This window comes from Phenylobacterium sp. P4_E10 (assembly GCF_056401675.1).
On sequence record NZ_JBFUIW010000003.1, the window covers coordinates 225,183 to 246,060 of the forward strand.

29 protein-coding genes are annotated in these 20,878 nt (G+C 68.3%); 6 read left to right on the forward strand and 23 right to left on the reverse strand.

Annotated elements, in window-relative coordinates:
* The first annotated feature begins 27 nt into the window (after nucleotides 1-27).
* The 3 genes from AC1DQJ_RS04960 to greA all read left to right on the forward strand — a co-directional run bounded on the left by AC1DQJ_RS04960 (nucleotide 28) and on the right by greA (nucleotide 1,948).
* Nucleotides 28-783, forward strand: coding sequence for a hypothetical protein (locus AC1DQJ_RS04960; protein ID WP_477600848.1), 756 nt, complete (start codon nucleotides 28-30; stop codon nucleotides 781-783).
* A 94-nt stretch (nucleotides 784-877) separates the two neighbouring features.
* The gene (locus tag AC1DQJ_RS04965) at nucleotides 878-1,456 is read left to right on the forward strand and encodes a class I SAM-dependent methyltransferase (RefSeq protein ID WP_477601110.1); all 579 of its coding nucleotides are present in this window, start codon (nucleotides 878-880) and stop codon (nucleotides 1,454-1,456) included.
* Nucleotides 1,457-1,468: 12 nt separating this feature from the next.
* Nucleotides 1,469-1,948: a transcription elongation factor GreA gene (greA, locus tag AC1DQJ_RS04970; RefSeq protein WP_477600850.1), complete on the forward strand. Its 480-nt coding sequence runs from the start codon at nucleotides 1,469-1,471 to the stop codon at nucleotides 1,946-1,948.
* On the opposite strand, the gene mtnN is transcribed toward greA, so the two are convergent.
* Genes mtnN through fliK form a run of 3 tightly spaced genes read right to left on the reverse strand, consistent with a single transcriptional unit; the run spans nucleotide 1,945 to nucleotide 4,003 of the window.
* A complete protein-coding gene (gene mtnN / locus AC1DQJ_RS04975; RefSeq protein ID WP_477600852.1) occupies nucleotides 1,945-2,676 on the reverse strand; it encodes a 5'-methylthioadenosine/S-adenosylhomocysteine nucleosidase in 732 nt (243 codons plus the stop codon). The genes greA and mtnN overlap by 4 nt on opposite strands.
* A 20-nt stretch (nucleotides 2,677-2,696) precedes the next feature.
* Nucleotides 2,697-2,966 (reverse strand): EscU/YscU/HrcU family type III secretion system export apparatus switch protein, encoded by a 270-nt coding sequence (locus AC1DQJ_RS04980; protein WP_477600854.1) that lies wholly within the window; start codon nucleotides 2,964-2,966, stop codon nucleotides 2,697-2,699.
* The gene (fliK, locus tag AC1DQJ_RS04985; protein ID WP_477600855.1) at nucleotides 2,966-4,003 is read right to left on the reverse strand and encodes a flagellar hook-length control protein FliK; all 1,038 of its coding nucleotides are present in this window, start codon (nucleotides 4,001-4,003) and stop codon (nucleotides 2,966-2,968) included. Before fliK ends, AC1DQJ_RS04980 begins: the two co-directional genes overlap by 1 nt.
* 89 nt (nucleotides 4,004-4,092) lie before the next feature.
* Between fliK and rsmA the strand changes: the two genes are divergently transcribed.
* A complete protein-coding gene (gene rsmA / locus AC1DQJ_RS04990; RefSeq protein WP_477600857.1) occupies nucleotides 4,093-4,920 on the forward strand; it encodes a 16S rRNA (adenine(1518)-N(6)/adenine(1519)-N(6))-dimethyltransferase RsmA in 828 nt (275 codons plus the stop codon).
* A gap of 7 nt (nucleotides 4,921-4,927) precedes the next feature.
* On the opposite strand, the gene AC1DQJ_RS04995 is transcribed toward rsmA, so the two are convergent.
* The 8 genes from AC1DQJ_RS04995 to AC1DQJ_RS05030 form a co-directional block, all read right to left on the reverse strand.
* Entirely contained in the window at nucleotides 4,928-5,329 is a 402-nt protein-coding gene (locus tag AC1DQJ_RS04995; protein ID WP_477600858.1) for a hypothetical protein, read from the reverse strand.
* A gap of 57 nt (nucleotides 5,330-5,386) precedes the next feature.
* Nucleotides 5,387-6,154: a sulfite exporter TauE/SafE family protein gene (locus tag AC1DQJ_RS05000; RefSeq protein WP_477601112.1), complete on the reverse strand. Its 768-nt coding sequence runs from the start codon at nucleotides 6,152-6,154 to the stop codon at nucleotides 5,387-5,389.
* Between the two features lie 7 nt (nucleotides 6,155-6,161).
* Nucleotides 6,162-6,344: a DUF3606 domain-containing protein gene (locus tag AC1DQJ_RS05005; protein ID WP_477600860.1), complete on the reverse strand. Its 183-nt coding sequence runs from the start codon at nucleotides 6,342-6,344 to the stop codon at nucleotides 6,162-6,164.
* A gap of 75 nt (nucleotides 6,345-6,419) precedes the next feature.
* Nucleotides 6,420-6,785 (reverse strand): YbaN family protein, encoded by a 366-nt coding sequence (locus AC1DQJ_RS05010; protein WP_477600861.1) that lies wholly within the window; start codon nucleotides 6,783-6,785, stop codon nucleotides 6,420-6,422.
* A gap of 47 nt (nucleotides 6,786-6,832) precedes the next feature.
* On the reverse strand, nucleotides 6,833-7,273 hold the full coding sequence (locus AC1DQJ_RS05015; RefSeq protein WP_477600863.1) for an SRPBCC family protein: 441 nt from the start codon (nucleotides 7,271-7,273) through the stop codon (nucleotides 6,833-6,835).
* A gap of 108 nt (nucleotides 7,274-7,381) precedes the next feature.
* Nucleotides 7,382-8,026: a PEPxxWA-CTERM sorting domain-containing protein gene (locus tag AC1DQJ_RS05020; protein WP_477600865.1), complete on the reverse strand. Its 645-nt coding sequence runs from the start codon at nucleotides 8,024-8,026 to the stop codon at nucleotides 7,382-7,384.
* Between the two features lie 141 nt (nucleotides 8,027-8,167).
* Entirely contained in the window at nucleotides 8,168-8,791 is a 624-nt protein-coding gene (locus tag AC1DQJ_RS05025; protein WP_477600867.1) for a PEPxxWA-CTERM sorting domain-containing protein, read from the reverse strand.
* 149 nt (nucleotides 8,792-8,940) lie between these two features.
* Entirely contained in the window at nucleotides 8,941-9,156 is a 216-nt protein-coding gene (locus AC1DQJ_RS05030; RefSeq protein WP_477600869.1) for a hypothetical protein, read from the reverse strand.
* A gap of 178 nt (nucleotides 9,157-9,334) precedes the next feature.
* On the opposite strand from AC1DQJ_RS05030, the gene AC1DQJ_RS05035 reads away from it, so the two are divergent.
* Nucleotides 9,335-9,463: a hypothetical protein gene (locus AC1DQJ_RS05035; RefSeq protein ID WP_477600871.1), complete on the forward strand. Its 129-nt coding sequence runs from the start codon at nucleotides 9,335-9,337 to the stop codon at nucleotides 9,461-9,463.
* A 62-nt stretch (nucleotides 9,464-9,525) separates the two neighbouring features.
* On the opposite strand, the gene AC1DQJ_RS05040 is transcribed toward AC1DQJ_RS05035, so the two are convergent.
* The gene (locus tag AC1DQJ_RS05040) at nucleotides 9,526-10,221 is read right to left on the reverse strand and encodes a cistern family PEP-CTERM protein (RefSeq protein WP_477600873.1); all 696 of its coding nucleotides are present in this window, start codon (nucleotides 10,219-10,221) and stop codon (nucleotides 9,526-9,528) included.
* A 726-nt stretch (nucleotides 10,222-10,947) separates the two neighbouring features.
* Here AC1DQJ_RS05040 and AC1DQJ_RS05045 point away from each other — a divergent pair.
* On the forward strand, nucleotides 10,948-11,298 hold the full coding sequence (locus AC1DQJ_RS05045; protein WP_477600875.1) for a hypothetical protein: 351 nt from the start codon (nucleotides 10,948-10,950) through the stop codon (nucleotides 11,296-11,298).
* A gap of 60 nt (nucleotides 11,299-11,358) precedes the next feature.
* On the opposite strand, the gene AC1DQJ_RS05050 is transcribed toward AC1DQJ_RS05045, so the two are convergent.
* The 11 genes from AC1DQJ_RS05050 to fabD form a co-directional block, all read right to left on the reverse strand.
* A complete protein-coding gene (locus tag AC1DQJ_RS05050) occupies nucleotides 11,359-12,063 on the reverse strand; it encodes a terminase small subunit-like protein (RefSeq protein WP_477600877.1) in 705 nt (234 codons plus the stop codon).
* Nucleotides 12,064-12,157: 94 nt separating this feature from the next.
* A complete protein-coding gene (locus tag AC1DQJ_RS05055) occupies nucleotides 12,158-12,826 on the reverse strand; it encodes a hypothetical protein (protein ID WP_477600878.1) in 669 nt (222 codons plus the stop codon).
* Between the two features lie 10 nt (nucleotides 12,827-12,836).
* Complete coding sequence (locus tag AC1DQJ_RS05060) at nucleotides 12,837-13,145, reverse strand: hypothetical protein (protein WP_477600880.1); 309 nt, start codon at nucleotides 13,143-13,145, stop codon at nucleotides 12,837-12,839.
* Between the two features lie 135 nt (nucleotides 13,146-13,280).
* Entirely contained in the window at nucleotides 13,281-13,937 is a 657-nt protein-coding gene (gmk, locus tag AC1DQJ_RS05065; RefSeq protein ID WP_477600882.1) for a guanylate kinase, read from the reverse strand.
* A gap of 40 nt (nucleotides 13,938-13,977) precedes the next feature.
* A complete protein-coding gene (locus AC1DQJ_RS05070) occupies nucleotides 13,978-14,859 on the reverse strand; it encodes a YicC/YloC family endoribonuclease (protein WP_477600884.1) in 882 nt (293 codons plus the stop codon).
* 260 nt (nucleotides 14,860-15,119) lie between these two features.
* A complete protein-coding gene (locus tag AC1DQJ_RS05075; RefSeq protein WP_477600886.1) occupies nucleotides 15,120-16,121 on the reverse strand; it encodes a DUF2853 family protein in 1,002 nt (333 codons plus the stop codon).
* Between the two features lie 177 nt (nucleotides 16,122-16,298).
* Nucleotides 16,299-17,387, reverse strand: a complete 1,089-nt coding sequence (gene mltG / locus AC1DQJ_RS05080; RefSeq protein ID WP_477600887.1) for an endolytic transglycosylase MltG — start codon at nucleotides 17,385-17,387, stop codon at nucleotides 16,299-16,301.
* Complete coding sequence (gene fabF / locus AC1DQJ_RS05085; RefSeq protein WP_477600889.1) at nucleotides 17,384-18,667, reverse strand: beta-ketoacyl-ACP synthase II; 1,284 nt, start codon at nucleotides 18,665-18,667, stop codon at nucleotides 17,384-17,386. The genes mltG and fabF overlap by 4 nt, the downstream gene beginning before the upstream one ends.
* A gap of 83 nt (nucleotides 18,668-18,750) precedes the next feature.
* Entirely contained in the window at nucleotides 18,751-18,990 is a 240-nt protein-coding gene (locus AC1DQJ_RS05090) for an acyl carrier protein (protein WP_056019455.1), read from the reverse strand.
* 141 nt (nucleotides 18,991-19,131) lie between these two features.
* Nucleotides 19,132-19,872 carry a 3-oxoacyl-[acyl-carrier-protein] reductase gene (gene fabG / locus AC1DQJ_RS05095; protein WP_477600892.1) on the reverse strand — a complete coding sequence of 247 codons (741 nt, stop codon included), beginning with the start codon at nucleotides 19,870-19,872 and terminating at the stop codon, nucleotides 19,132-19,134.
* A gap of 1 nt (nucleotide 19,873) precedes the next feature.
* Nucleotides 19,874-20,818: an ACP S-malonyltransferase gene (gene fabD / locus AC1DQJ_RS05100; protein ID WP_477600894.1), complete on the reverse strand. Its 945-nt coding sequence runs from the start codon at nucleotides 20,816-20,818 to the stop codon at nucleotides 19,874-19,876.
* Nucleotides 20,819-20,878: the final 60 nt, after the last annotated feature.

Below are 20,878 nucleotides of genomic sequence, written 5' to 3' on the forward strand. Positions count from 1 at the left end.
CCTCCTGAGCTTTCGGAGGGGAATCAAATGGTTGCGGCAAGCGCTGAAGCGGTTCGCGCCCAGACGCGATGGTTCTATGTCGGCATGGCGGCGATCTTTGCGGCCATCGCCTTTGGCGGCTTCGTTCCGACCTACTGGGCCAAGGTGGCGACTGGAACCTTCTCCGGCCCGCCGATCCTGCACCTGCACGGCGCGCTGTTCTTCAGCTGGACCCTGTTCTTCCTGTTCCAGACCACTCTGGTCGCCAGCGGCCGGGTCATGGACCATCGCGCCTGGGGCATGGCCGGGATCTCGCTGGCCACCGCCATGGCCTTCACCGTCGTGCTGGCGGCGATCAACTCGGTCAGGGCGGCCGAGGCGATCGGCATGGCCGACCAGGCGCGCCGCTTCATGGCGGTCTCGCTGCTGTCGCTGCTGATCTGGACCGGCTTCTTCGCCACCGCGATCGCCCAGAGCCGTAACACCGAGCTGCACAAGCGGCTGATGATCCTGACGATGGTCGCGTTCATGCACCCGGCCATTGCGCGGATCTTCATGACCTTGTTCGCCCCGCCCGGCGCCGTCGGCCCGCCGCCGGTGTTGATGGCCGTGCCGCCTGGCATCGTCGCCGACCTGCTGCTGATCCCGGCCTTCGTCTATGACTGGCGCACGCGTGGCCGGCCGCATCCGGTCTACCTGATCGGCCTGGCCATCCTCCTCGCCTACCAGCTGCTGCTCGTCCCGATCAGCTCGACATCGGCCTGGATGAACGTCGCGCGGTGGGTGGAATCGCTGCCCGGATAGCCTTGCCGGCCCCGGGCGTATCGGCGAGATAGGGCTTCCCGCCCGGAGCCCGCGCCTGACCCAGCCCCTCGCCGATCTCGCCAGCGAACTGACCATCGACTTCGTCGGCGGCGCGGTCGGCCATCGCTTCCGGTTCGGCGGCGGCCGCGGCCAGGACCTGCCGCGTGCGGCGGGCTTCGCCAAAGGCTTCACGCCGACCGTCGTCGACGCCACCGCCGGACTCGGCCGCGACGCCTTCCTGCTGGCGTCGCTCGGCGCGGAGGTGACGCTGATCGAACGCTCGCCCCACGTCCATTCCCGGCTCGCGGCCGGGCTTGAGGCCGCCGCCGCCGACCCGGAGGCCGCTGAGGTGGTCGCCCGCATGACCCTGCTGCAGGGCGATGCGCGCGCGCTGCTGAAGGGGCTGTCGCCCGACGTGGTGATCGTCGATCCGATGCACCCGGAGCGCACCTCCACCGCCCTGGTGAAAAAGGACATGCGGCTGCTGCGCGATCTGGTCGGGACCGACCCCGACCAACTCGAACTGATGCAGGCGGCGCTGGCCTGCGCCCGCAAGCGCGTGGTGCTGAAGTGGCCGCGCAAGGCGCCGCCGATGCCGGGCCTGAAGGCCCCCTCGCACCAGATCGTCGGCAAGACCCTGCGCTACGACGTATTCATGACGCTTTCGAGCTGAGATAATCGGCTCATGAGCGTCGCCTTCACCAAGGAGGAGGACAGCGAGTCGGCTGCTGCCGACCTGCCTGATCGTCCGATCTCCCCGCACCCGAACCTGGTCACCGCCAAGGGCCTGGCCGCTATCGAGGATGAACTGGCCAAGGCCCGCGCAGCCTATGCGGCGGCCCAGGCCAGCGGCGACGTCAGCGCCGACCGCACCGCCATGGCCCGGGCCACTCGCGACCTGCGCTACTACTCCGCTCGCCGGGCCAACGCTCAGCTGGTCGAGGCCGATCCGTCTCTTGAGACCGTGCAGTTCGGCCGCAAGGTGACCTTCGAGCGCGAGGACGGCCGCCGCCAGACCTTCGCCATCGTCGGCGAGGACGAGGCCGACCCGGCCAAGGGCTCGGTGTCCTACATCTCGCCGCTGGCCCGCGCCCTGCTCGGCAAGAGCGTCGGCGACCTGACCAGCGTCAACGGCGCCGAGGTCGAGGTCGTCGAGATCGCCTAGCGCTCGGCCAGGATGCCCAACAGCGCCTCGACGCAGAGCGCCGAATTGGCCGCCGCCATCGCCACCATCTCCCCGTAGGTGAGATGACTGTCTTCCCCAGCCAGGTCCGAGAGCGTGCGGATCACGTAGAGCGGCACGTTCCAGGCGCTCGCCACAACCGCCACCGCTCCGGATTCCATGTCGATGGCGTCGGCCCCCAGCCTGGCGTGCAGCTCATCGCGAGTCGAAGCGCAATTCAGGAAGTAGTCGGCGGTGATCACCCCGCCCAGGTGCGGCGTGGCGGGCAGCATCGGCGCCATCGCCTGCGCCAGCTGCTCCAGCACCGCCCGGACCGAGGGCTCGACCGGGGTCAACGCTGCGAGCTCGGGCGCGCCCACCGGGATCACGCCATAGGCGGTGGGTGTGAACTGCTGCCCCGAGACCAGACCGTAGTCGTGGATCGCCAGCCGTGCGCCCAGCAGCACCGATCCGACTTCGAAGGCGGGGTTCAGCCCGCCGGCCACGCCGGAAAAGATCAGCCCCCGCGCGCCGAACGCCGACAGCAGCAAGGTCGCAGCCGCCGCGGCGTTGACCTTGCCGATGCCCGCCTGGGCCACGACGATGGGCTCGCCGCCGAAGCTGCCGCGCCAGACCCTGGTCGGCCCGTGGATCTCAGGCTCGGGATCGGAATGCAGGACGCCCCGCAAGGCGCTGATCTCATCGGGGGTAGCGCAGAGGATCGCGAACATGTCTCGCGCATAGCACGGCGTCAGCCGCGCCGCCCGTCCTCGGCCGCGCGCAGCACGAAGGCCAGGATCTCGGCCACGGCGGTGTACAGCCGCTCGGGGATCTCCGCCTCCAGCTCGATCTTCGACAGCGCCTCGGCCAGCGGCGCGTTTTCCTGGATCGGAACGCCGTGGGCGCGCGCCGCTGCGATGATCTTCTCACCGACCAGCCCGCTGCCGCTGGCCACCACGCGCGGCGCGTTGGGCGCGTCGTAGGTTAGCGCCACGGCCAGGTTCTTGCGCCGATCCTGCATCACGACATCTGGTCCACCAGCTGCCCGGCCTCGGGGCGGGCCACTTGCGGCGCCCCAGGATACACGGCGATTTCCGCCTTCAAGCTGGCCCGCGCCAGCGCCGCGCCGAGAAGCTCGGAGTCTTCCTGCAGGCGCGCCAGGCCCGCCTCGCGCTCGGCCCAAAGGCCGACGCTCGCCTGCTGTCCGACCAGCGAGACCCTGGCGTGGATCGGGCCCAACGGTTCGATGTCGAGCGAGAAGGCCGCGCGCCAGACCGGCTGGGCCTCCCCGCCACGTCCGCGGCCATCGCGGCTGATCTCGAACTGCGCCACCGCCGCGCCCTGCGGGGTGGTGAACGGCATCTCGAACATCCAGCGAGACACCTGCGCTTCGGCTGGATCGTCCGCGCCGGCCGGCAGGGAGGCGATCTGCAGCAGTTCCTGGCGAGCCAGGGCCTGTTCGGCTTCGGCGAGCAGCCGCTGGCCCACGGCGCTGGGCGCAGCGTCGGCCGGCAGGCTGGGCGTTGCCGAGGGCTGGGCCCGCGCGCCGCCCCCGCGATAGGGCGGCGGCGGGGTCCGGGCCGGATTGCGCGCATCCCGGGCCCGCGGCGCGCCGGCCAGCCAGGCGGCCAGCGCCTGACGCAAGACCAGCAGGCCCGCCTTCATATCCTGCCCCATCGGCGAGACATCGGGCGCGGCGGCGAGCCTGGCCTCCAGGAACAGGCCCGAGCTCACCAGCGCCTTGGCCATGTTCGCCCCGGTCAAGCGGGCGTCAGCCGGAGTCGACTGCGACAGCAGCTGCGCGGCGGCCGAACGCACCTGGCCGGGGAGCGCCGGATTGCGCGCGGCCTGCGCAAGGTCCGCCATCAGCGGGGCCAGCCCGCCCTGACGACCGGCGGCCTCCTGGACAGTCTGGGCCAGCAATTGCGCCTGCACCTGGCCGGGGTCGATGTCGATGGAGGGCGCAGCCGGCGGCGTCACCGGAATCACCGGCCGCACCGGCGTGACCGGTATCGCCACCTGGGGCGTCAGCGGACCTTGGATCGGCGTGATCGACACGGGCGCCCACCTGCCAAAAGTTGCCGACATCTTACCGGGTGGGAATGAAGCGAGACTTAAGGGCCTCTGGCGCGCTATTCCCGCCCAGAATGACCCTCGATCAGCTCCCGCCCCTGCGCGACACCCTCGCCGAGCATGGCCTGCTCGCCAAGAAGAGCTTCGGCCAGCACTTCCTGCTCGACCTCAACATCACTCGTAAGATCGCCCGGCTGGCCCAGGTCGGCGAAGGCGACCATGTGATCGAGGTCGGCCCAGGGCCTGGCGGGCTGACGCGCGCCCTGCTCGAAACCGGCGCGCGGGTGACGGCCGTCGAGGCCGATCCACGCTTCGCGCCGCTGCTGGAGGAGCTGGCCGCCGCGTCGGGCGGCGCCCTGACCTTGCGGCTGGAAGACGCTCTGACCACCAACGAGGCCGAGGTGGCGGCCGGCGTTCCGGCGCACATGGTCTCCAACCTGCCCTACAACGTCGGCACCCCGCTCCTGATCAAGTGGATGACCGGAACATTCATTCCTGCCTCCATGACCTTGATGTTCCAGAAGGAAGTCGCCGACCGGGTCGCCGCAGCGCCGGGCTCCGACGCCTATGGCCGGCTCTCCGTCATCTCCCAGGCGACCAGCCACGCGGCGGTGGTGATGGATGTCCCCGCGCGCGCCTTCACGCCGCCGCCCAAGGTGGCCTCGGCCGTCGTAAGGCTGACGCCTCGCACCGACCGGCCAGAGCAGGCCAGGCTGGACGCCCTGCAGACGGTGACCGGCGCCGCGTTCGGACAGCGCCGCAAGATGCTGCGCTCCAGCCTCAAGGCGCTCGGGGGCGAGGCGCTGTGCGAGGCGGCCGGCCTCGATCCCCAGGCTCGAGCCGAGACCATCGACGTCGAAGGTTTCCTTAGCTTGGCCGACGCCTGGCGGCGCGGGCTCTAGTCCCGCCTCACCAGACGGGCGGCGGCGGGCTCAGCATCGGCTCGCCCTGGACCAAGCCATCGTAGCCGTAGCGGTAGTAGCCGTTCTTTTCCTGCCCCAGGCTGAGCATCAGCGACCCGCTGTCGCCCAGCGGCATGACGCTGGTGACATAGCCGCTGCGGTAGCCGTTGGTGCCCACGGCCAGGCCGATCTCGCCGTGGATCTGGCGATCGGGGCCGGTCAGCCCGCTGAGCACGCCCTGTTCCTGCTCACGCGCGGTCGGCGACGCGGCGATCCAGTCGCTGATCTGGCGGGAGGTTTCGTTGGCGGGCGGCGCCCCGGAAGCCCCGGCGGTGCTCATCGCTTCCTGGGCCTGGGCCGCGCCGGCCGCCAGCAGGATGGTCATCGCCAGGAAGGCCAGGATACGCATGAGCTCTACTCCACAGAAGCCGCGACCTTAGCGATTGAAAGGGGCGCCTGTAAGGCGTCAGCCGATCAGCGCGGCCGCGCCGTCCCAGGCCAGCTTGCCGCCGACCACGATGAGCAGGGCATAGACCAGCCGGTAGAAGTTCGCCGCCGGCACCCGCCGCACCAGCCAGACCCCGGCATAGGTCGAGGCGACCGCCAGCGGCAGCAGAGCCGCGGCGGTGGCCACCGCTTCGCGGGTGAATTGGCCAAGCGCCCAGTAGGCGGGGACCTTCATCCAGTTCACGACGGCGAAGAAGATCGCGCTGGTGCCGATGAACACGTCGCGCGGCAGGTTCTTGGGCATCACATAGATCTGGAACGGCGGGCCGCCGGCATGGGCGATCTGGCTGGTGAAGCCGGCCGCAACGCCCGCCAGCACGCCGCGCCAGGGCAGCTTCTCAGGGCGGGCCTGCCGCGGGACGGCGGCGCCCCGCTCGGCCCACAGCCGCATCAATGCGAAGACCACGGAGATCGCCCCGACCGCCAGTTCGACGGCGCCCGGCTTGACGAAAGCCGCCAGCGAATAGCCCAGGCCGATGCCGCACGCCGCGCTGGGCAGCATCACCGCCAGAACGGCCTTGTCCCATGTCTTCCGGAACGCCCAGACGCTGACCACGTCCTGCACGATCAGGATCGGCAGGGTGATCGAGGCGGCCAGGACCGGCGAGACGGCCAGCGCCATCAGCGGCACGGCGATCACGCCCAGGCCCGAGAACCCGCCCTTGGCCAGGCCAAGCAGGATCACCGCCGGGATCGCGACCGCGTAGAAGAAGGGGTCGGTCAGCAGCGCGCGATCACTTCCGCTTGCCGAGTTCGGCCGCGATGTCCTTGACGTTGTGCCCGACCTTGCGGTGCGCGGCGATGATCTGGTCGGCGCTCACGCCCCAGCGCTTGGCCCAGAACGCCACCTCGTGGCGCTCACGGATGTCCAGTCGCGGATTGTCGCGAAAGTCGCGCTTGCCCTTCGGTTCGGCCATGGCCTGCTCCAATTCGCCGCCTGACCTACCAAGCTTGCGCCTGCAGGCCTACGCCGATTCAGCCGCCAGCGCCTGCTATTGCGGCGCACCCGGGCGCGAGACCACGAACACCGCGCAGGCAGCCAGGGCGCCCGCCACCACCAGGGCCAGCCACAGGCCCGGATGCACCGAGAGAAAGAACACCGCGAACCCGAACGCCATGCCGAAGCAGGCCAGGATCTTGGCCTTGCGCGGGATCGCCCCGTTCTCCCGCCAGGCCCGCACCAGGGGCCCGAAACGCTTGTGATCGAGGATCCAGGCTTCCATCCGCGGCGAGGACTTGGCGAAGCACGCCGCCGCCAGGATCAGGAAGACGGTGGTCGGCAGCAGTGGCAGAAACGCGCCCGCGACGCCCAGCGCGGTGAACCCGAGACCCAAAAGCAGAAAAACAACGCGCGTCATGCCAGTTGAGAGTCTCTCTCATATCGCCGCGCGGCGATAGTGGGCATCTAAGCGAGCGAAGCTACGCGCGCGGCCAGCGCCGCGTTCACCGCCTCGTAGGCGGGGGTGAAATCGCGGGCGATCTTCGCCTTGCTCCAGGTGGCCGGCAACAACCCGCCCAGCAATTCGGTGTGCAGTACGTGGGTGCCGCTCGCCTGCGGGGTCAGCAGGAAGCCGTGGCGGCCGGCGAAGATCAGCGGCACGTGGCCGGACCAGGCCAGTTCACGGCCCGGCTCGGCGGCCACGATCCGCACGGTCTGGCGCACCACGGAGTCGCCGCCCGCGGCCAGGTTTCGGAACACCATGGGCACCCTCGCGCCCACCCGCGCCGCTCCCCTGGCCTCCAGGTTCAGCGGGTTCCATTCGCCGTATCGGGAGAAGTCGGCCAGCACCGCCCAGACCCGGTCAGGGCTTGCGGGAATGACGGCTTCGGTGCGGATTTGATGCATGCCCCCGACCATAGCCTAGGTCGCAGGGAGATCATCAAGCCCGAAGCCGCACGTGGCGACGTCCTGCTGGAGAGCCCCGCCGACGCGCCGGGTCGGCGGGCTGGTCTGCTAGGCGACCGCCAGCCGGCGACGCGAACGGCGCATCATCGCGCCGACGCCGCCAAAGCCGGTGATCAGCATGGCCCAGGTCGAGGGTTCGGGAACCGCCGAGCTCAGGCCGCCGAAGCTGAGATTGTCGAACAGGCCGAGCGCGCTGCGCGAAGTGATCTTGAACGTGCTGAAGCCGGCGTCCGAGGTCAGGCCAAAGAACGTCCGAGTCCCGAAGTTCGCCGTGGAGACCACCTGTTTGAAGCCGCCGATCTCCACCTCCACATCGCGGCCGAACCCGACGACAGTCATGAGGTCGAGGCCCACCGAATGCACCGGGGCGTCGAAGGTGAAGGTGGTGGTCCCGCCGGACCTGTACAGCATCACGTCGCCCGACCCCCAGTTGTAGTACGCGGGGTAGTTGTCAGGATCGACGCCGTTCAGATAGAGCCCGCTGCCTTTCGCCGTGAAACCGTCGCCGCGATAGCCCCGGCTGTAGTCCGTGATCTTGCCAGTCGCGGTGTGCTCGAAGCCGTCACTGACGCGGATCGAGCTGGCCGCGTTGAACGCGCTCCGCTCACTGAAGGTGGTGACGGCGGCCTGCGCCGTCGAAGCGGATAGAACGGCGGCCGCACAACCGGCCGCCCAGATACCAAGCATGCGCATGGCGGGCTCTCCTCGAGAGGGGTTCGTGGAGCGGCTCACGACACCGCTGGTTCGATGGCAGTTGAGCTGCGTCCCCGCGGGTCGCCATCGCCCTGCGACAAAGGGCGATGGCCGGGCGTTGAACGGCCCAGAATTCCCGCGTCAGGCGAAGGCCGCGTGCCTCTGACGGCGCGAGCGACGGACCATCCCGCCCACCCCCGCGAAACCAGTGATCATCATCGCCCAGGTCGCCGGCTCAGGCACTGCGCTGGTGACCGCGTCGCTCCAGGCGATGTTGTCGATCTGCGCGCCGGTAGGGCTGAGGTACCGAATGCTGAACCACTCGACGTCGCGATTGAACTTGACCGTCTGCAGGCCCCGGAACCGGTCCAGACTGAACAGTTCCGAGACGCTTCGCCCGCTGTCAAAGAACGTGAATTCGAGCGACGACAGCGCGCCGTTGTTGCTGAGGTCGGCAAGATCGATGGAGCCGAGGTTGAACCGACCGCCGCCGGCCCTGCTGACCGTGATGGTCGACAGGCCGCCCCAGTTCATCAGGGTGGCGCCGCCCACATTGGCGTTGGTGGTGACGCTCCGCCCCCAGGACGCAAGCCCTTGGCTGTCGTTGCTGCTGAATGAAAGTCCGCCGGACGCCAGCGTCGTCCCGTGGATCTTGGCCGCGCTATTGTGCGTCAGCTCGTTGAAATTGACGACCGTAGCCGCCTGGGCCGAGTTAGAGACGAAGGCCGCAGCTGCCAGCGCCGCCGCGACAAAAAGCGTTTTCATGTGAGCTCCAGACTGTTGGGCGGAGCGCCTGACGCGCTCCCTCCCCTCCGGTCTGGACGCCGGTTTGACCGTCGCAACACGATGGCGACGAACGTGAACTCAAACACGTTGAAACCGCAGCGCTTCTCGCGACGGGCGATCGCGGCGCGCTAACCGCCCTCGCCGCGAAACGTCGTGATCGGCGCCATGGCGACAAAGCCGGTCTCGTCCTGCAGCAGGAGTTCGGTGTCGAGGTCCTCGTCCACGGCCAGGGCTTCCCACGCCGCCTGCAGCGCACCCAGCCGACTGGAATATCCGCGAACCCACCCGGCGCTCGAATGCAGCGACCAAAGCTGCCCGAGCGAGAACACGCCATACTTCGCCATCACGGTCCCGCCTTCGCCTAGCCGGGTCCAGAACGACCTCCGGCCGCGGACGTTGCAGCGTGACCACGCAAACAGTTGCGTGATGAGCGTCGACCAGCCGACGGACGCATTCCCAGGGGGCTATAGTGTGGGCGGTGAGACTGGACGTCTGTTCAGCCTCACGCGGGAGGAAACCTGAATGCATCGGGCCAGGCTCACCAGGCCAGGCGGCGTCCGCGCCCACATAGGGCTTGTGGTGATGCTCGGATTGCTGTTGGCGGCGGCCCTGGCCTGGCTCTTCGCCTCCTTCACCGCCCCGCCGTTCTGATGGCGACGCGAAAACGCCGCCGGGGTCGCCGGCGGCGCTTTCATTTCGATAGGCGCCGTACGTCAGGCCAACAGCGCGCCGTGCCGACGAGCCCGGCGGATCATGACCCCAGCTAGGCTGAAGCCAGTGATCATCATCGCCCAGGTAGCCGGTTCGGGCACCGGAGGCGTCGTCGGCAGGCCGATGGCCGAGCCGCCTTCCACGCCTGGCGCGTTGATCGACTGATAGCGAACCAAGTGGTTCGAGAACGTAACACTCGATGGCGGTCCGCCGAACAACAGGCTGAAGGTTCCGCTGGTGTTGTTGCCGATGAGCACGCCGCCGCCGCCGCCGCCCGTGCAATTGTTGCCTTGGCCATCGGTCAGGTAGCAGAACTCAAGAGCGCCGTCGGGGTGCAGATTTGGCTGCGGAACCTGTCCGCTGCCGACCACGTCGAAGATCCCCGAAAGCGCCGCTGAGCTCAAAGCGTCGGGGTCGACGTCGAAGCCGAAGAGCGAAATCCGAGAGGCCGTAACGGGCGCGCTGGAAGTGTTGGTCAGTGTGTAGGCGAAGGTCCAGACGTTCCCGACCACTGAATTGAGCGTGTAGTCGATCGTCGCGGTCAGACCGTCCTGTTCGGTGCCGTCGATTATGCCGTTGAAACTCACGCTCTGCAGAAAGGCGGCGCCAGTCTGTGCGCTAGTCCAAGTAGTCGCCATCGCCGGCAAGCCGGTCAGGCAGGCGGTCGCGATGACCGCAGACGCTAGTAGCTTCCTCATCCCTCAACCCCATGGTTTCTGGCTGGGTCGCAAGCCCCAGCCCTGGGCTCTGCGTTGGGCGGCCTCGGCCTCCCGATTAAGGATGTTCAACACTGCGAGACATATTGTCGCAAGTTAATTAACTCTAAGAGCATTCACAAAAGCGCAAATATGAGACGTTGCGAATAGTAGAGCTTCACTATGATGGGAATATTCGCCCGCACGTTGCTATTTATCCTAAATCTCGCCCACATAGATACTTATTGTATAGCTTACGGAAACTCCCTTCATTTTTCATAATGCTCTTAATACTTCTTAACGACGCACTCAGTCGGCCAAGTTGTCCGGCGCACGACGCGACCTTCTCGCTAGCCGCGAGGCGGCGCTGCGCCGGTCAGCGTCTAGCGAGAGCTCGTCAGCGAGCTCGCCTGCGCCATTCCGCCCCACCCGACGGCGGCAACCAAACCGAACTCCGGGCGCTTCACTCCACGCCTCCGGGTGATTCCGGATCCGAACGCTCCCCAGGCTGCAGTCGCCGCGTTCGAAGCAACACCCCCTAAGCTGATGGTGGCAAGCGCCAGCGCAGGTGCATACCTGTGCATATAATTTTGTGCTATATCAGGGCTTTCACGCATACCACGCACCACAATGCCCGATTTTCGCCCCATCACGGTCCCGCCACGGACAGAAACCCCCGCCACCGTGGCATGGCCTCGGGGGAGGCCTCACAGCTGTACGGGAGACTTCATGCGTTCCATCCTTACTTTCGGGGCTGCGGCCCTGGCTCTTTCCCTCGCCGCGCCGGCCTTCGCTCAGGACACCGAAGCCGCCGCTCCGCCCCCGGCCACCAGCGCCAAGGGCTCTGATGCAAGCGCCACCGCCGCCACCCTGGCCGTGGGCGCATCCGTGAAGGACAAGACCGGCGCCACCATCGGCGCCGTCACTGAAGTGAAGCCGGACGCCAGCGGCAAGCAGGTCGCCACCATCAAGATGGGCGCCGACAGCTTCGCGGTCGAAACCGACAAGCTGGCCATCGCCGACGGTTCGGCGACGATCAACGCCACCCAGTCCGAACTGAAGGCGATGCTCAAGAAATAAGAGAGCACGTCTCGAACTGCCGACGCGCCCGGGCTCCAGGCCGGGCGCGTTTTCTTTGCCCTATTCCCCAAGCGGGATCGGCTGCTCCAGATAGACCCCGTCGCGGCAGATCAGCCGGTCCGAGCGCGGGTCCCCCTCCCCGGTGGTCATGCTGAAGTTGCGCAGGATGACGGTCAGGCCCTCGGCCCGCTCGGGATTCGGCCGCGGCCCGTATTTCAGCGGCGCCAGTTTGCCGACCTGCCAGCGGATGGTGTCGATCCGCAGCTTGTCCCGCCGCCAAGTCTTCTCGCTCGCGCTCTCGGCGATCGCGCGCGCCTGATCGAACAGCCGGTCGGCCTGCATCTGGCGCGCCTGGCCGAAGGCGCTGGCGAAGTCGTCGTGCTGCGTCAGCCAGCGGTACACGGTCGCCTGGCTGGGCATGCCCGGCTCCGCACAGATCCTCTCCAGTCCGCCCCCTTCGCAGATCCTTTGGCAGATCGCCTCGCCGATCAGCGGCGTATAGCCGACCGGCCGGCCCAACGCGGCCCAGCGCTCGCGACCGCCACGCCGGCGAGCGGCGCGATAGGCCTGACCCAGTTCCGGATCGGCCTTCATCCAGGCTAGGAATTGGGTAGGGCCGGGCATTCCGTCCCGCCCGGTCAGCACGCTGCGCAACCGCTCGCCCCGCGCCACCCGCGCCGCCACATGGGCAGTGATCTCCGCTCGGCGCGCGATCGAGTAGACGCGCGGCCGCCCACGCCCACCGGGCGCTTCAGTCTCATTCATGTCGGGAATCCTCGGCGAGGCCGCCAAGGCCTCAGCAGACCATGGAGCTTAGCAGAAACGCCGCCAAAATCCAGAACATTTAGAGAACTCCTGCCTAACCGGCGATCTCCGCCGCCAGCCCGGACAGCAACGCCGCCACGGCGCCCGGCTCGCTCGCTATCGCCAGATGGTGCATCCGCGCCCGACGCACGAGCCAGCCGCGTTGTTCGGCTTTGGTGGCGGTCTCTTCGTAGTTCTTGCTGATCTGCAGATAGGCGCTGGGGACCTGCTCCCATTCGCCCTGATCGGGCGCCACCGCCTCCAGGAAGGCGAACGGCGTCCGCGGCAGGCCATCGACAAACGCGGCCCGCACCGCCTCATCTGGGATCATCCGCTGCGTGGGGTCTGGGCCGAACCACTGGTTCCACGGGGCCAACAGGCCGTCGGTGGTCAGGCTGCGCAAATGGCTGACCAGGTCATCAGGCGCGGTCGAGAGGCAACTGCGCCCCGGATGAGGCAGGATCGCATCCACATAGATCAGGCCGACCTGCCCCTCGCCCGCCGCCGCGATCGCCGGCGCGAAGCCTCCCGCGCCGCTGTGCATGACGGCGATCCATGGCCCCGGCCCCGCCTGGCGAGCGGTGATTTCAGCGACCGCGCCATACCAGTCAGGCCCGGCCACCACGCCATAATCGACCGCCACGGCGTCTGGCAGCGCCTGCGCCACGCCGCGCCAAGACACCGCCCCAACGAAGGGGCTGGGAACCAGGACCAGGCGGGTCACCGCCCCGCCCTTATCTGAAGACGTACACGTCGCCGCCCGCCCGTTCGGGAAGCGGCCCCGACGCGATGGTCAGCTCCGCACGCCGCCCGCCGCAGACGCATCGCATCCGCTCGGAGAACGCTCGTAGCGGCAGGCCCCCAAGGCCCTGCGCCACCCAGTGCGTCGGATCGCACGGCGCAGCGCGTTCGCAGCCCGGCGAGGCGCATCGCGCCACCAGATGCTTGTCCAAGCCGACGCACGCCAGCAGCGGCTTCTGTCCAGTCCCAGCTTCGCCCATGACCACCTCCAGGAACGGAACAAAAGCAGAACTTCTGGGCATACGCGACTCCGTCTGGGTTGTGGCGGCGAGTTGTCCCCAGCATTGAAAGAGTCGCCGCTTCTCCCAACTGGGCGCGTGCGTCCTGCGGCGTTTTTCTGTGAGCGATCCGTCCGCCCTGGCGCGCGGACAGGCCGGCTACTCCGCCAACAGCCCGTCGACGAATTCCGGGAGCCAGGTGTTGCGGCCCGGCTTCATCCGCTCGGCCCGATAGATGTGGCCGAGGTCCGCATAGGCGCGGTCGAAATTCTTGTTCACGATGACGTAGTCGTAGAGCCCCCAGTGGGCGATCTCTTCCTTGCCCAGGGCCAGGCGCTGGTTGATCACCTCTTCGCTGTCCTGGGCGCGGGCGTGCAGCCGGCGCGCCAGGTCCTCCCAGGACGGCGGCAGGATGAACACCCCGACGCTGTCGTCCGGCGTCTTCTCGGTGATCTGCTTGGCGCCCTGCCAGTCGATGTCGAACAGCACGTCCTTGCCGGCCGACAGAGCCGCTTCCACCGCCTCGGCCGGGGTCCCGTAGAGGTTGCCGTTGACCTCGGCCCATTCCAGGAAGCCGCCCTTGGCGATCATCGCCTCGAAGGCGGGCCGATCGACGAAGAAGTACTCGCGCCCCTCCTCCTCGCCCGGCCGCGCGGCGCGGGTCGTCCAGGAGATCGACAGGGTCAGGTCGGCATGGTCGGCCACCAACCGCCGCGACAGCGAGGTCTTGCCCGCGCCCGCCGGGCTGGACACCAGCAGCAGCAGTCCCCGGCGGATGGTTTCCCAGGGTCTCGGATGGTCTTGGCCGTCAGTCATTCGTCTTTCCTCTTCCCTCCCCGCGGAAGGGAGGAAGCACTCATTCCACGTTCTGAACCTGTTCGCGGAACTGCTCGATGGTGGCCTTAAGCTCCAGGCCCACCGTGGTCAAAGCCCCCAGTGCAGATTTCGAACACAGCGTGTTGGCTTCGCGCATGAACTCCTGGGTCAGGAAGTCCAGCCGCCGCCCTTGCGGACCGTCGGCGGCGATGTGGCTTCGGGCGGCGTCCACATGAGCGCGAAGGCGATCCAGCTCTTCGCGGACGTCGGCCTTGACGGCCATGGCGGCGGCCTCGGTGACGATCTTGTCGGCGCTGACGGCCTCTCCGGCCAGTTCGGTCATCCGGCGCTCGAAGCGCTCCTTGATCGCCAGCGGCTGACCATCGGCCAGGCCCTGGGCCTCGCCCACCAGCCTCTCGATCTTGTCCACCAGTCCGATCAGCACCGCGGTCAGGGCCAGGCCCTCCTCCCGGCGCGAGGTCGCCAGCGCCTCCAGCGCCGCCCCGATCGCCAGCGCGACGGCCGCCTCCAGCGTCGCCTGCGCCTGCGGATCGTCATCCGCCTCCGCCGCCTCGATCACGCCGCGCAGGGCGAGCAGCCCGTCCAGGCTCGGCGGGCCCGCCTTGCCGGCGGCGACCAACGGCGCGCCGAGCGCCAGGTAGCGCGCCAGGACCTCCTCGTTGATCCGCACCTCAGCGCCGCTGTCCGAGCGCTTGGCCTGCACGCCGATATTCAGCTGCCCGCGCGCGAAACGGCTCTGCGCGCCCTCGCGGGCGATGCGGTCCAGGCCGTCGAAGCCCGGCGGCCCACGAAAACGGATCTCCAGGTTTCGACCGTTCACCGACCGCGCCTCGACGGCCCAGCTCCAGTCGCCCGCCGATCCCTCGGCCCGGCCAAACCCCGTCATTCCCGATAGTGGCATCCGTCGCTCCTCCCCCCGCAACGCAGGGCCAACGAGGGGTCGCACACCCATGGCGGACTTGCCAAGCTTCGCAGTGACGGGCGCCCCGCGGGCCAGTCCTCCAGCGGCGAGGTGTCTCCCGCGGCAGAGCCACGACCGTCTCACCGCGCCAAGCCGAGTATTCGGCCGGATCGCCCGCAACTCAACCGACTTGGGCAAGCAGAAAACGACCCCGGCGCCGAGCGACGCCGGGGTCGATGAGTCCGTTCTGGGACCCGCGATTACAGCCGGGCGATCTCCACCCGGCGGGCCTCGGCGTCAGGCGCGCCGACGGCGCCGTTCTCGACGGCTGCGGGCGGGCGCATCTCGATATTCGCCGCGGGGACGCCCGCCGAGACCAGCGCGTCGCGAACGGATTCGGCGCGACGTTGGGCCAGCGCCTCATTGGCCGGCAGGTTGCCCGTGCGATCGGTGAACCCGGTGACCGCCACCCTCGCGCCATCGCTTCGGATCGCTTCCGCCGCCCCGTTGATCGCCGAGCGGTCGGACGCGCTGAGCGCCGCCGAGCCGAGGGCGAAATGGGCGTTCGGCAGGGCCGCGATCGCCACGGGCGCGGGCGCGGGCACGACCGGCGCTGGCGCCGCGACGGCGGGCGCGGGTGCGACCGCCGGGGCGACCGTTCTGGTGCTCGCCACCCGGGACGCTTGCCGTTGCTGCAGAAGGAACCAGCCCAGCAGCAGAAGCGCGGCCAGCGCGAGCCAAGGCAGCCAGCGCATCAGGCCGCCCGACCTGGCCGGCGCGGCCGCTGCGCTTGATCGCGCCGCATAGGCCGGCGGTGGCGTCGCCGGACGTTCTCGCTCGGCGATCCGATCGCCGAGCCCGACCACTCCGGCGGTCGCGGCGGCGGCGACGCCCGCCTCCTCAGCGGCGAACGCCCTCGGCGCCGCGCGTATCTTGTCCTCGCCGCCGAAGATCGACAGCTTCCGGAAATGCTCGGCCAGCAGGTAGTAGACCGTCACCCGGTTCTTGGTCCGGTCGCCCTTCATCCGCTCGCCCACCGCGGCGATCGCCGCATTGAGCTCGGTGTCGGGACTGGCGAGCCCGAGTTTCTTCTTCAGATAGTTCTCACGGACGCGGCCGACTTCGGCTTCGTCGTTGAATGAAACTAGTGATGAATCTCGGTTCTGTAGCGCGATCCCGCAATATCGCACGATCGCGTCGACGACGTTGGAGGAGGCGCTTGGCGCATACTTCCGGACGTCGATGGACCAATCTTCCGCCATGGCTTTCCTCCGACCCATTGAAAATGGCTCATCGAGTCGGAGAGCACTGGCGGCGTCCAAACTCGACGGCCCCAACCCTTCATACGGCGGGGGGCTCGGGGCGGCGCTGGGGCGATTTGCTGATTTGCCGGAGGGATTTACCGGAGGCCCTAATCAGGGTCCTCCAGAATTGACGAACTAACGGGACTTAAGGGCCGCGGCCTCTTCTTGCAGCGCTTCGGCCGCACGCTGACGCTCGACATGGCGCCACTTGGCGACGTTCTTCAGGTGCTCGTCATAGGTGGTCGCGAACACGTGGCCGCCGCTGCCATCGGCGACGAAGAACAGGTTTTCGCTCTGCGGCGGATCGAGCACGGCGGCCAGGGCGGCACGGCCCGGATTGGCGATCGGCGTCGGCGGCAGACCATCGATCTGATAGGTGTTGTAGGCGTTCGGACGGGCCAGTTCGGAAGCTCGCAGCCCGCGGCCCAGCGGCTTGCCGCCGTTCAGCCCGTAGATGATGGTCGGATCGCTCTCCAGCCGCATGCCCTTGCGCAGCCGATTGACGAACACCGAGGCCACCTGCGGCCGCTCTTCGGCCAGGCCGGTCTCCTTCTCGACGATCGAGGCCAGCGTCACGGCTTCCTGCGGCGTCTTCAGCGGCAGTCCCGGCTGGCGCTTCTCCCAGAGCAGGGCCAGCAACTCATCCTGGGCCTCCATCATGCGCTTGAGCACGGCCGAGCGGTCTTCGCCGCGCTCGTACTGGTAGGTCTCCGGCAGGATCGAGCCCTCGGGCGGGGCCGCCGCGACGCCGGTCAGGTCGCGTTGCGCCATCAGCGCCGCCACGGCGGCTTCCGAGGTCATGCCTTCCGGGATCGTCACCTGGTGGATGACGATCTTGCCCTCGCGGATGTCGCGCAGGATCGAGGCCATTGAGGCCCGGCTCTTGAACTCGTACTCGCCCGCCTTCAGCGCCTTGGCCGCGCCGGTGAACTGGGCGGCGGCGGCGAACATCGATTTTGAGCGGATCGCGCCTTCACGCTCCAGCGTGGCGGCGATCTCGGTCAAGCCGGCGCCTTTGCGCAGCATCACCACCCGCGCCTCGCCGCCGTCCGTCGACGGTCCAGGCCCTTGGTAGGACCACAGCGCCCAGGCGAAGGCCAGCGCCAGCACGACGGCCAAGGTCGCCGCGGCGCTGCCGAGCATGATGGTCAGACGCCGCAGCGGCGTCAGGCCGCCATTGCCGCCGCGCTGACCCTTGCCGGACTTTCTGGGCCGTCGGCTCACGAGACCTTCTTGAAGACCACGGAGGCGTTGGTGCCGCCAAATCCGAAGCTGTTGGACAGCGCGATGTCGATCTTCATCGGCTTGGCCTTGTTCGGGACCAGGTCGATCTCGGTTTCGATGGACGGGTTGTCCAGGTTGATGGTCGGCGGCGCGATCTGGTCGCGGATCGCCAGCACCGTGAAGGCCGACTCGATGGCGCCGGCCGCGCCCAGCAGGTGGCCGGTGGCCGACTTGGTGGAGGACATGGTCATGCCCTTGGCGGCGTTGCCGAGCAGCCGGGTGACGGCGCCCAGTTCGATCTCGTCGCCAAGCGGCGTGGAGGTGCCGTGGGCGTTGACGTAGTCGATGTCGGCCGGGTCGATGCCGGCGTCCTTGATCGCAGCCTTCATGGCGCGGAAGCCGCCGTCGCCGTCCTCGGCCGGAGCGGTGATGTGATAGGCGTCGCCCGCCAGACCGTAGCCGGCCACTTCGGCGTAGATCTTCGCGCCCCGGGCCTTGGCGTGTTCGTATTCTTCCAGCACCAGCACGCCGGCGCCTTCGCCCATGACGAAGCCGTCGCGATCCTTGTCGTAGGGGCGGCTGGCCTTGGTTGGATCATCGTTGAAGCCGGTCGACATGGCGCGGCAGGCGATGAAGCCGGCGACGCCCACCGGGCAGATGGCCGCCTCGGCCCCGCCGGCCACCATCACGTCGGCGTCGCCGTACTTGATGAGACGCGCCGCGTCGCCGATGGCGTGGGCGCCGGTGGCGCAAGCGGTGACGACCGAGTGGTTCGGGCCCTTGAAGCCGTGGCGGATCGAAACCTGGCCCGAAGCGAGGTTGATCAGGGCCGAGGGGATGAAGAACGGGCTGACGCGGCGCGGCCCCTTCTCGAACAGCTCGATGCTGGTCTTCTCGATGGTGGCGAGGCCGCCGATGCCCGAGCCGATGATGACCCCGGTGCGTTCCTTGTCCTCGTCGCTCTCCGGGACCCAGCCCGAATCCTTCACAGCCTCGTCGGCCGCGGCGATCGCATAGAGGATGAAATCGTCGACCCGGCGCTGATCCTTCGGCGCCAGGGTGTCGTCGGGATTGAATGAACCTGGGACGTCGGGGCCGCCGCCGCCACGGCCATCGACGCGCGGCACCTCGCACGCCACCTGACAGGCATACTCGGTGGGATCGAACGTAGTGATCCGCCCCGCCCCGGACTTGCCTTCCAGGATGGCCTTCCAGGTCAGCTCAGCGCCTTGCCCGAGAGGGGTCAGCAAACCGATGCCGGTGACGACGACACGACGCATATGCGGCCTCCAAACGCAGACCGCCGCGAACTCCGAAGAGCTTCGCGGCGGTCAAATAGTCAATGAATTCCGTGGGTTACGCCTTAGGCGCCCAGGCGCTCACCGATGAACTTCACCGCATCGCCGACGGTCTGGATGTGCTCAGCCGCGTCGTCCGGGATTTCGATGTCGAACTCTTCTTCGAAGGCCATGACCAGTTCGACGTTATCGAGGCTGTCGGCGCCCAGGTCGTCGATGAAGCTGGCCTTCTCGGTGACCTTCTCCGGATCGGCGTCGAGGTGTTCGATGACGATCTTACGCACGCGCTCGAGGATGTCGGACATTCGCTTAAGTCCCTTGTGTTTCGCTAAATCCATCCGCGACGGCCGACTGGATGTCAACCGCTGCGGATATACGGGTAGAGACCTTCGCCTCGCCGGTTCGGGCGGCGACGTAGCATGTTCGCCACGGCCACGCCAGCGGGCTCAGATCATGGCCATGCCGCCATTCACATGGAGGGTTTGGCCGGTCATGTAAGCGGCTTCCTGACTCGCCAGATAGACGCAGGCGGCGGCGACTTCAGCGCCCGAACCCAGGCGCCCAGCAGGGATCGTGCCCATGATCTGGGCCTTCTGCTGGTCGTTCAGGGCGTCAGTCATCGGGCTCTCGATGAAGCCGGGGGCCACACAATTGACCGTGATGCCGCGCGAAGCGACCTCCTGGGCCAAGGCCTTGGAGAAGCCGATCATGCCCGCCTTCGAGGCCGCATAGTTGGCCTGACCCGGGTTTCCCATCACGCCGACGACTGAGGTGATGCCGATGATTCGTCCCCAGCGGCGCTTCATCATGCCGCGCATGGCCGCGCGGCTGAGGCGGAAATAGCTCTCCAGATTGACCTTCAGGACCGCTTCCCAGTCCTCGTCCTTCATCCGCATCAACAGGCCGTCGCGGGTGATTCCCGCATTGGCGACCACGATGTCGAGGCCCGCGCCGGCGACTTCCTCGGCGCGGCCGATCAGGCTGTCGACCGATTCCGCGTCGGAGAGATTGGCCGGCACGGCCGAGGTCCGCTCGCCCAGTTGTTGGGCCAGATCCTGCAGCACCGCTTCCCGCGTGCCCGACAGCACCACGTGGGCGCCGGCCGCGTGGAGGGCTTTTGCGATCTCGCCGCCGATGCCGCCGGTCGCGCCGGTGACCAGCGCCGTCTTTCCGGTCAGGTCGAACATGTCAGAGTCCCTTCGCGAAGGCTTCGAGGTCGGCGGGGGCGTTGAGCGGGGTCGCCTCGGCGTCCGGGGCGATGCGCTTGGCCATGCCCGAGAGCACCTTGCCGGCCCCGGCCTCGGCGAAGCGAGTGACCCCGCCCTCGCCCGCCAGCCACATCATGCTCTCGCGCCAACGCACGCGGCCGGTGACTTGCTCCACCAGCAGTCGGCGGATCTCCTCCGGGTCGAGGGTCGGGCGGGCGGTGACGTTGGCCACCAGCGGCGCGCGCGGCGCCAGGATTGTCGCGCTAGCCAGGGCCTGGGCCATCTCGTCGGCGGCCGGCTGCATCAGCGGACAGTGGAACGGCGCAGAGACGTTCAGCGGGATGGCCCGCGCGCCCAGTTCCTTGGCCTTCTCGATGGCCAAGTCGACCGCGGCCTTGTCGCCGGAGATCACGACGTTGCCGTTGTTGTTGTCGTTGGCCACGACGCAGACGCCGGCCGCGGAGCCCGCCTCGGCGGCGGCTTCGGCCAGGGCGACGTCCGATTTCGGACCGATCAGCGAGGCCATGGCGCCGGCTCCCACCGGCACCGCGCGCTGCATGGCCTGGCCGCGCAGCTTCAACAGCCGAGCGGTGTCGGCCAGGCTGATCGCGCCGGCCGCGGCCAGGGCCGAGTATTCGCCAAGCGAGTGGCCGGCCACGAAGGCGGCCTTCTCGATCCCGACGCCGAACTCCTTCTCAAGGGTCCTGGTCACGGCCAACGAAACCGCCATCAGCGCCGGCTGGGCGTTTTCGGTCAGCGTCAGGTCGCCTTCCGGCCCTTCGCGCATCAGAGCGAACAGCTTCTGGCCCAGGGCGTCGTCGACCTCCTGGAACACCTCACGCGCGCTCGCGAAAGCTTCTGCGAGGTCGGCTCCCATGCCGACCGCCTGGCTGCCCTGGCCAGGGAAAATGAAGGCGAGGCTCATTGCACGTCTCCCGCGCACTTACGATTCAGAGCCGGGAGGGTTAGGGGATATGCCAAGCCC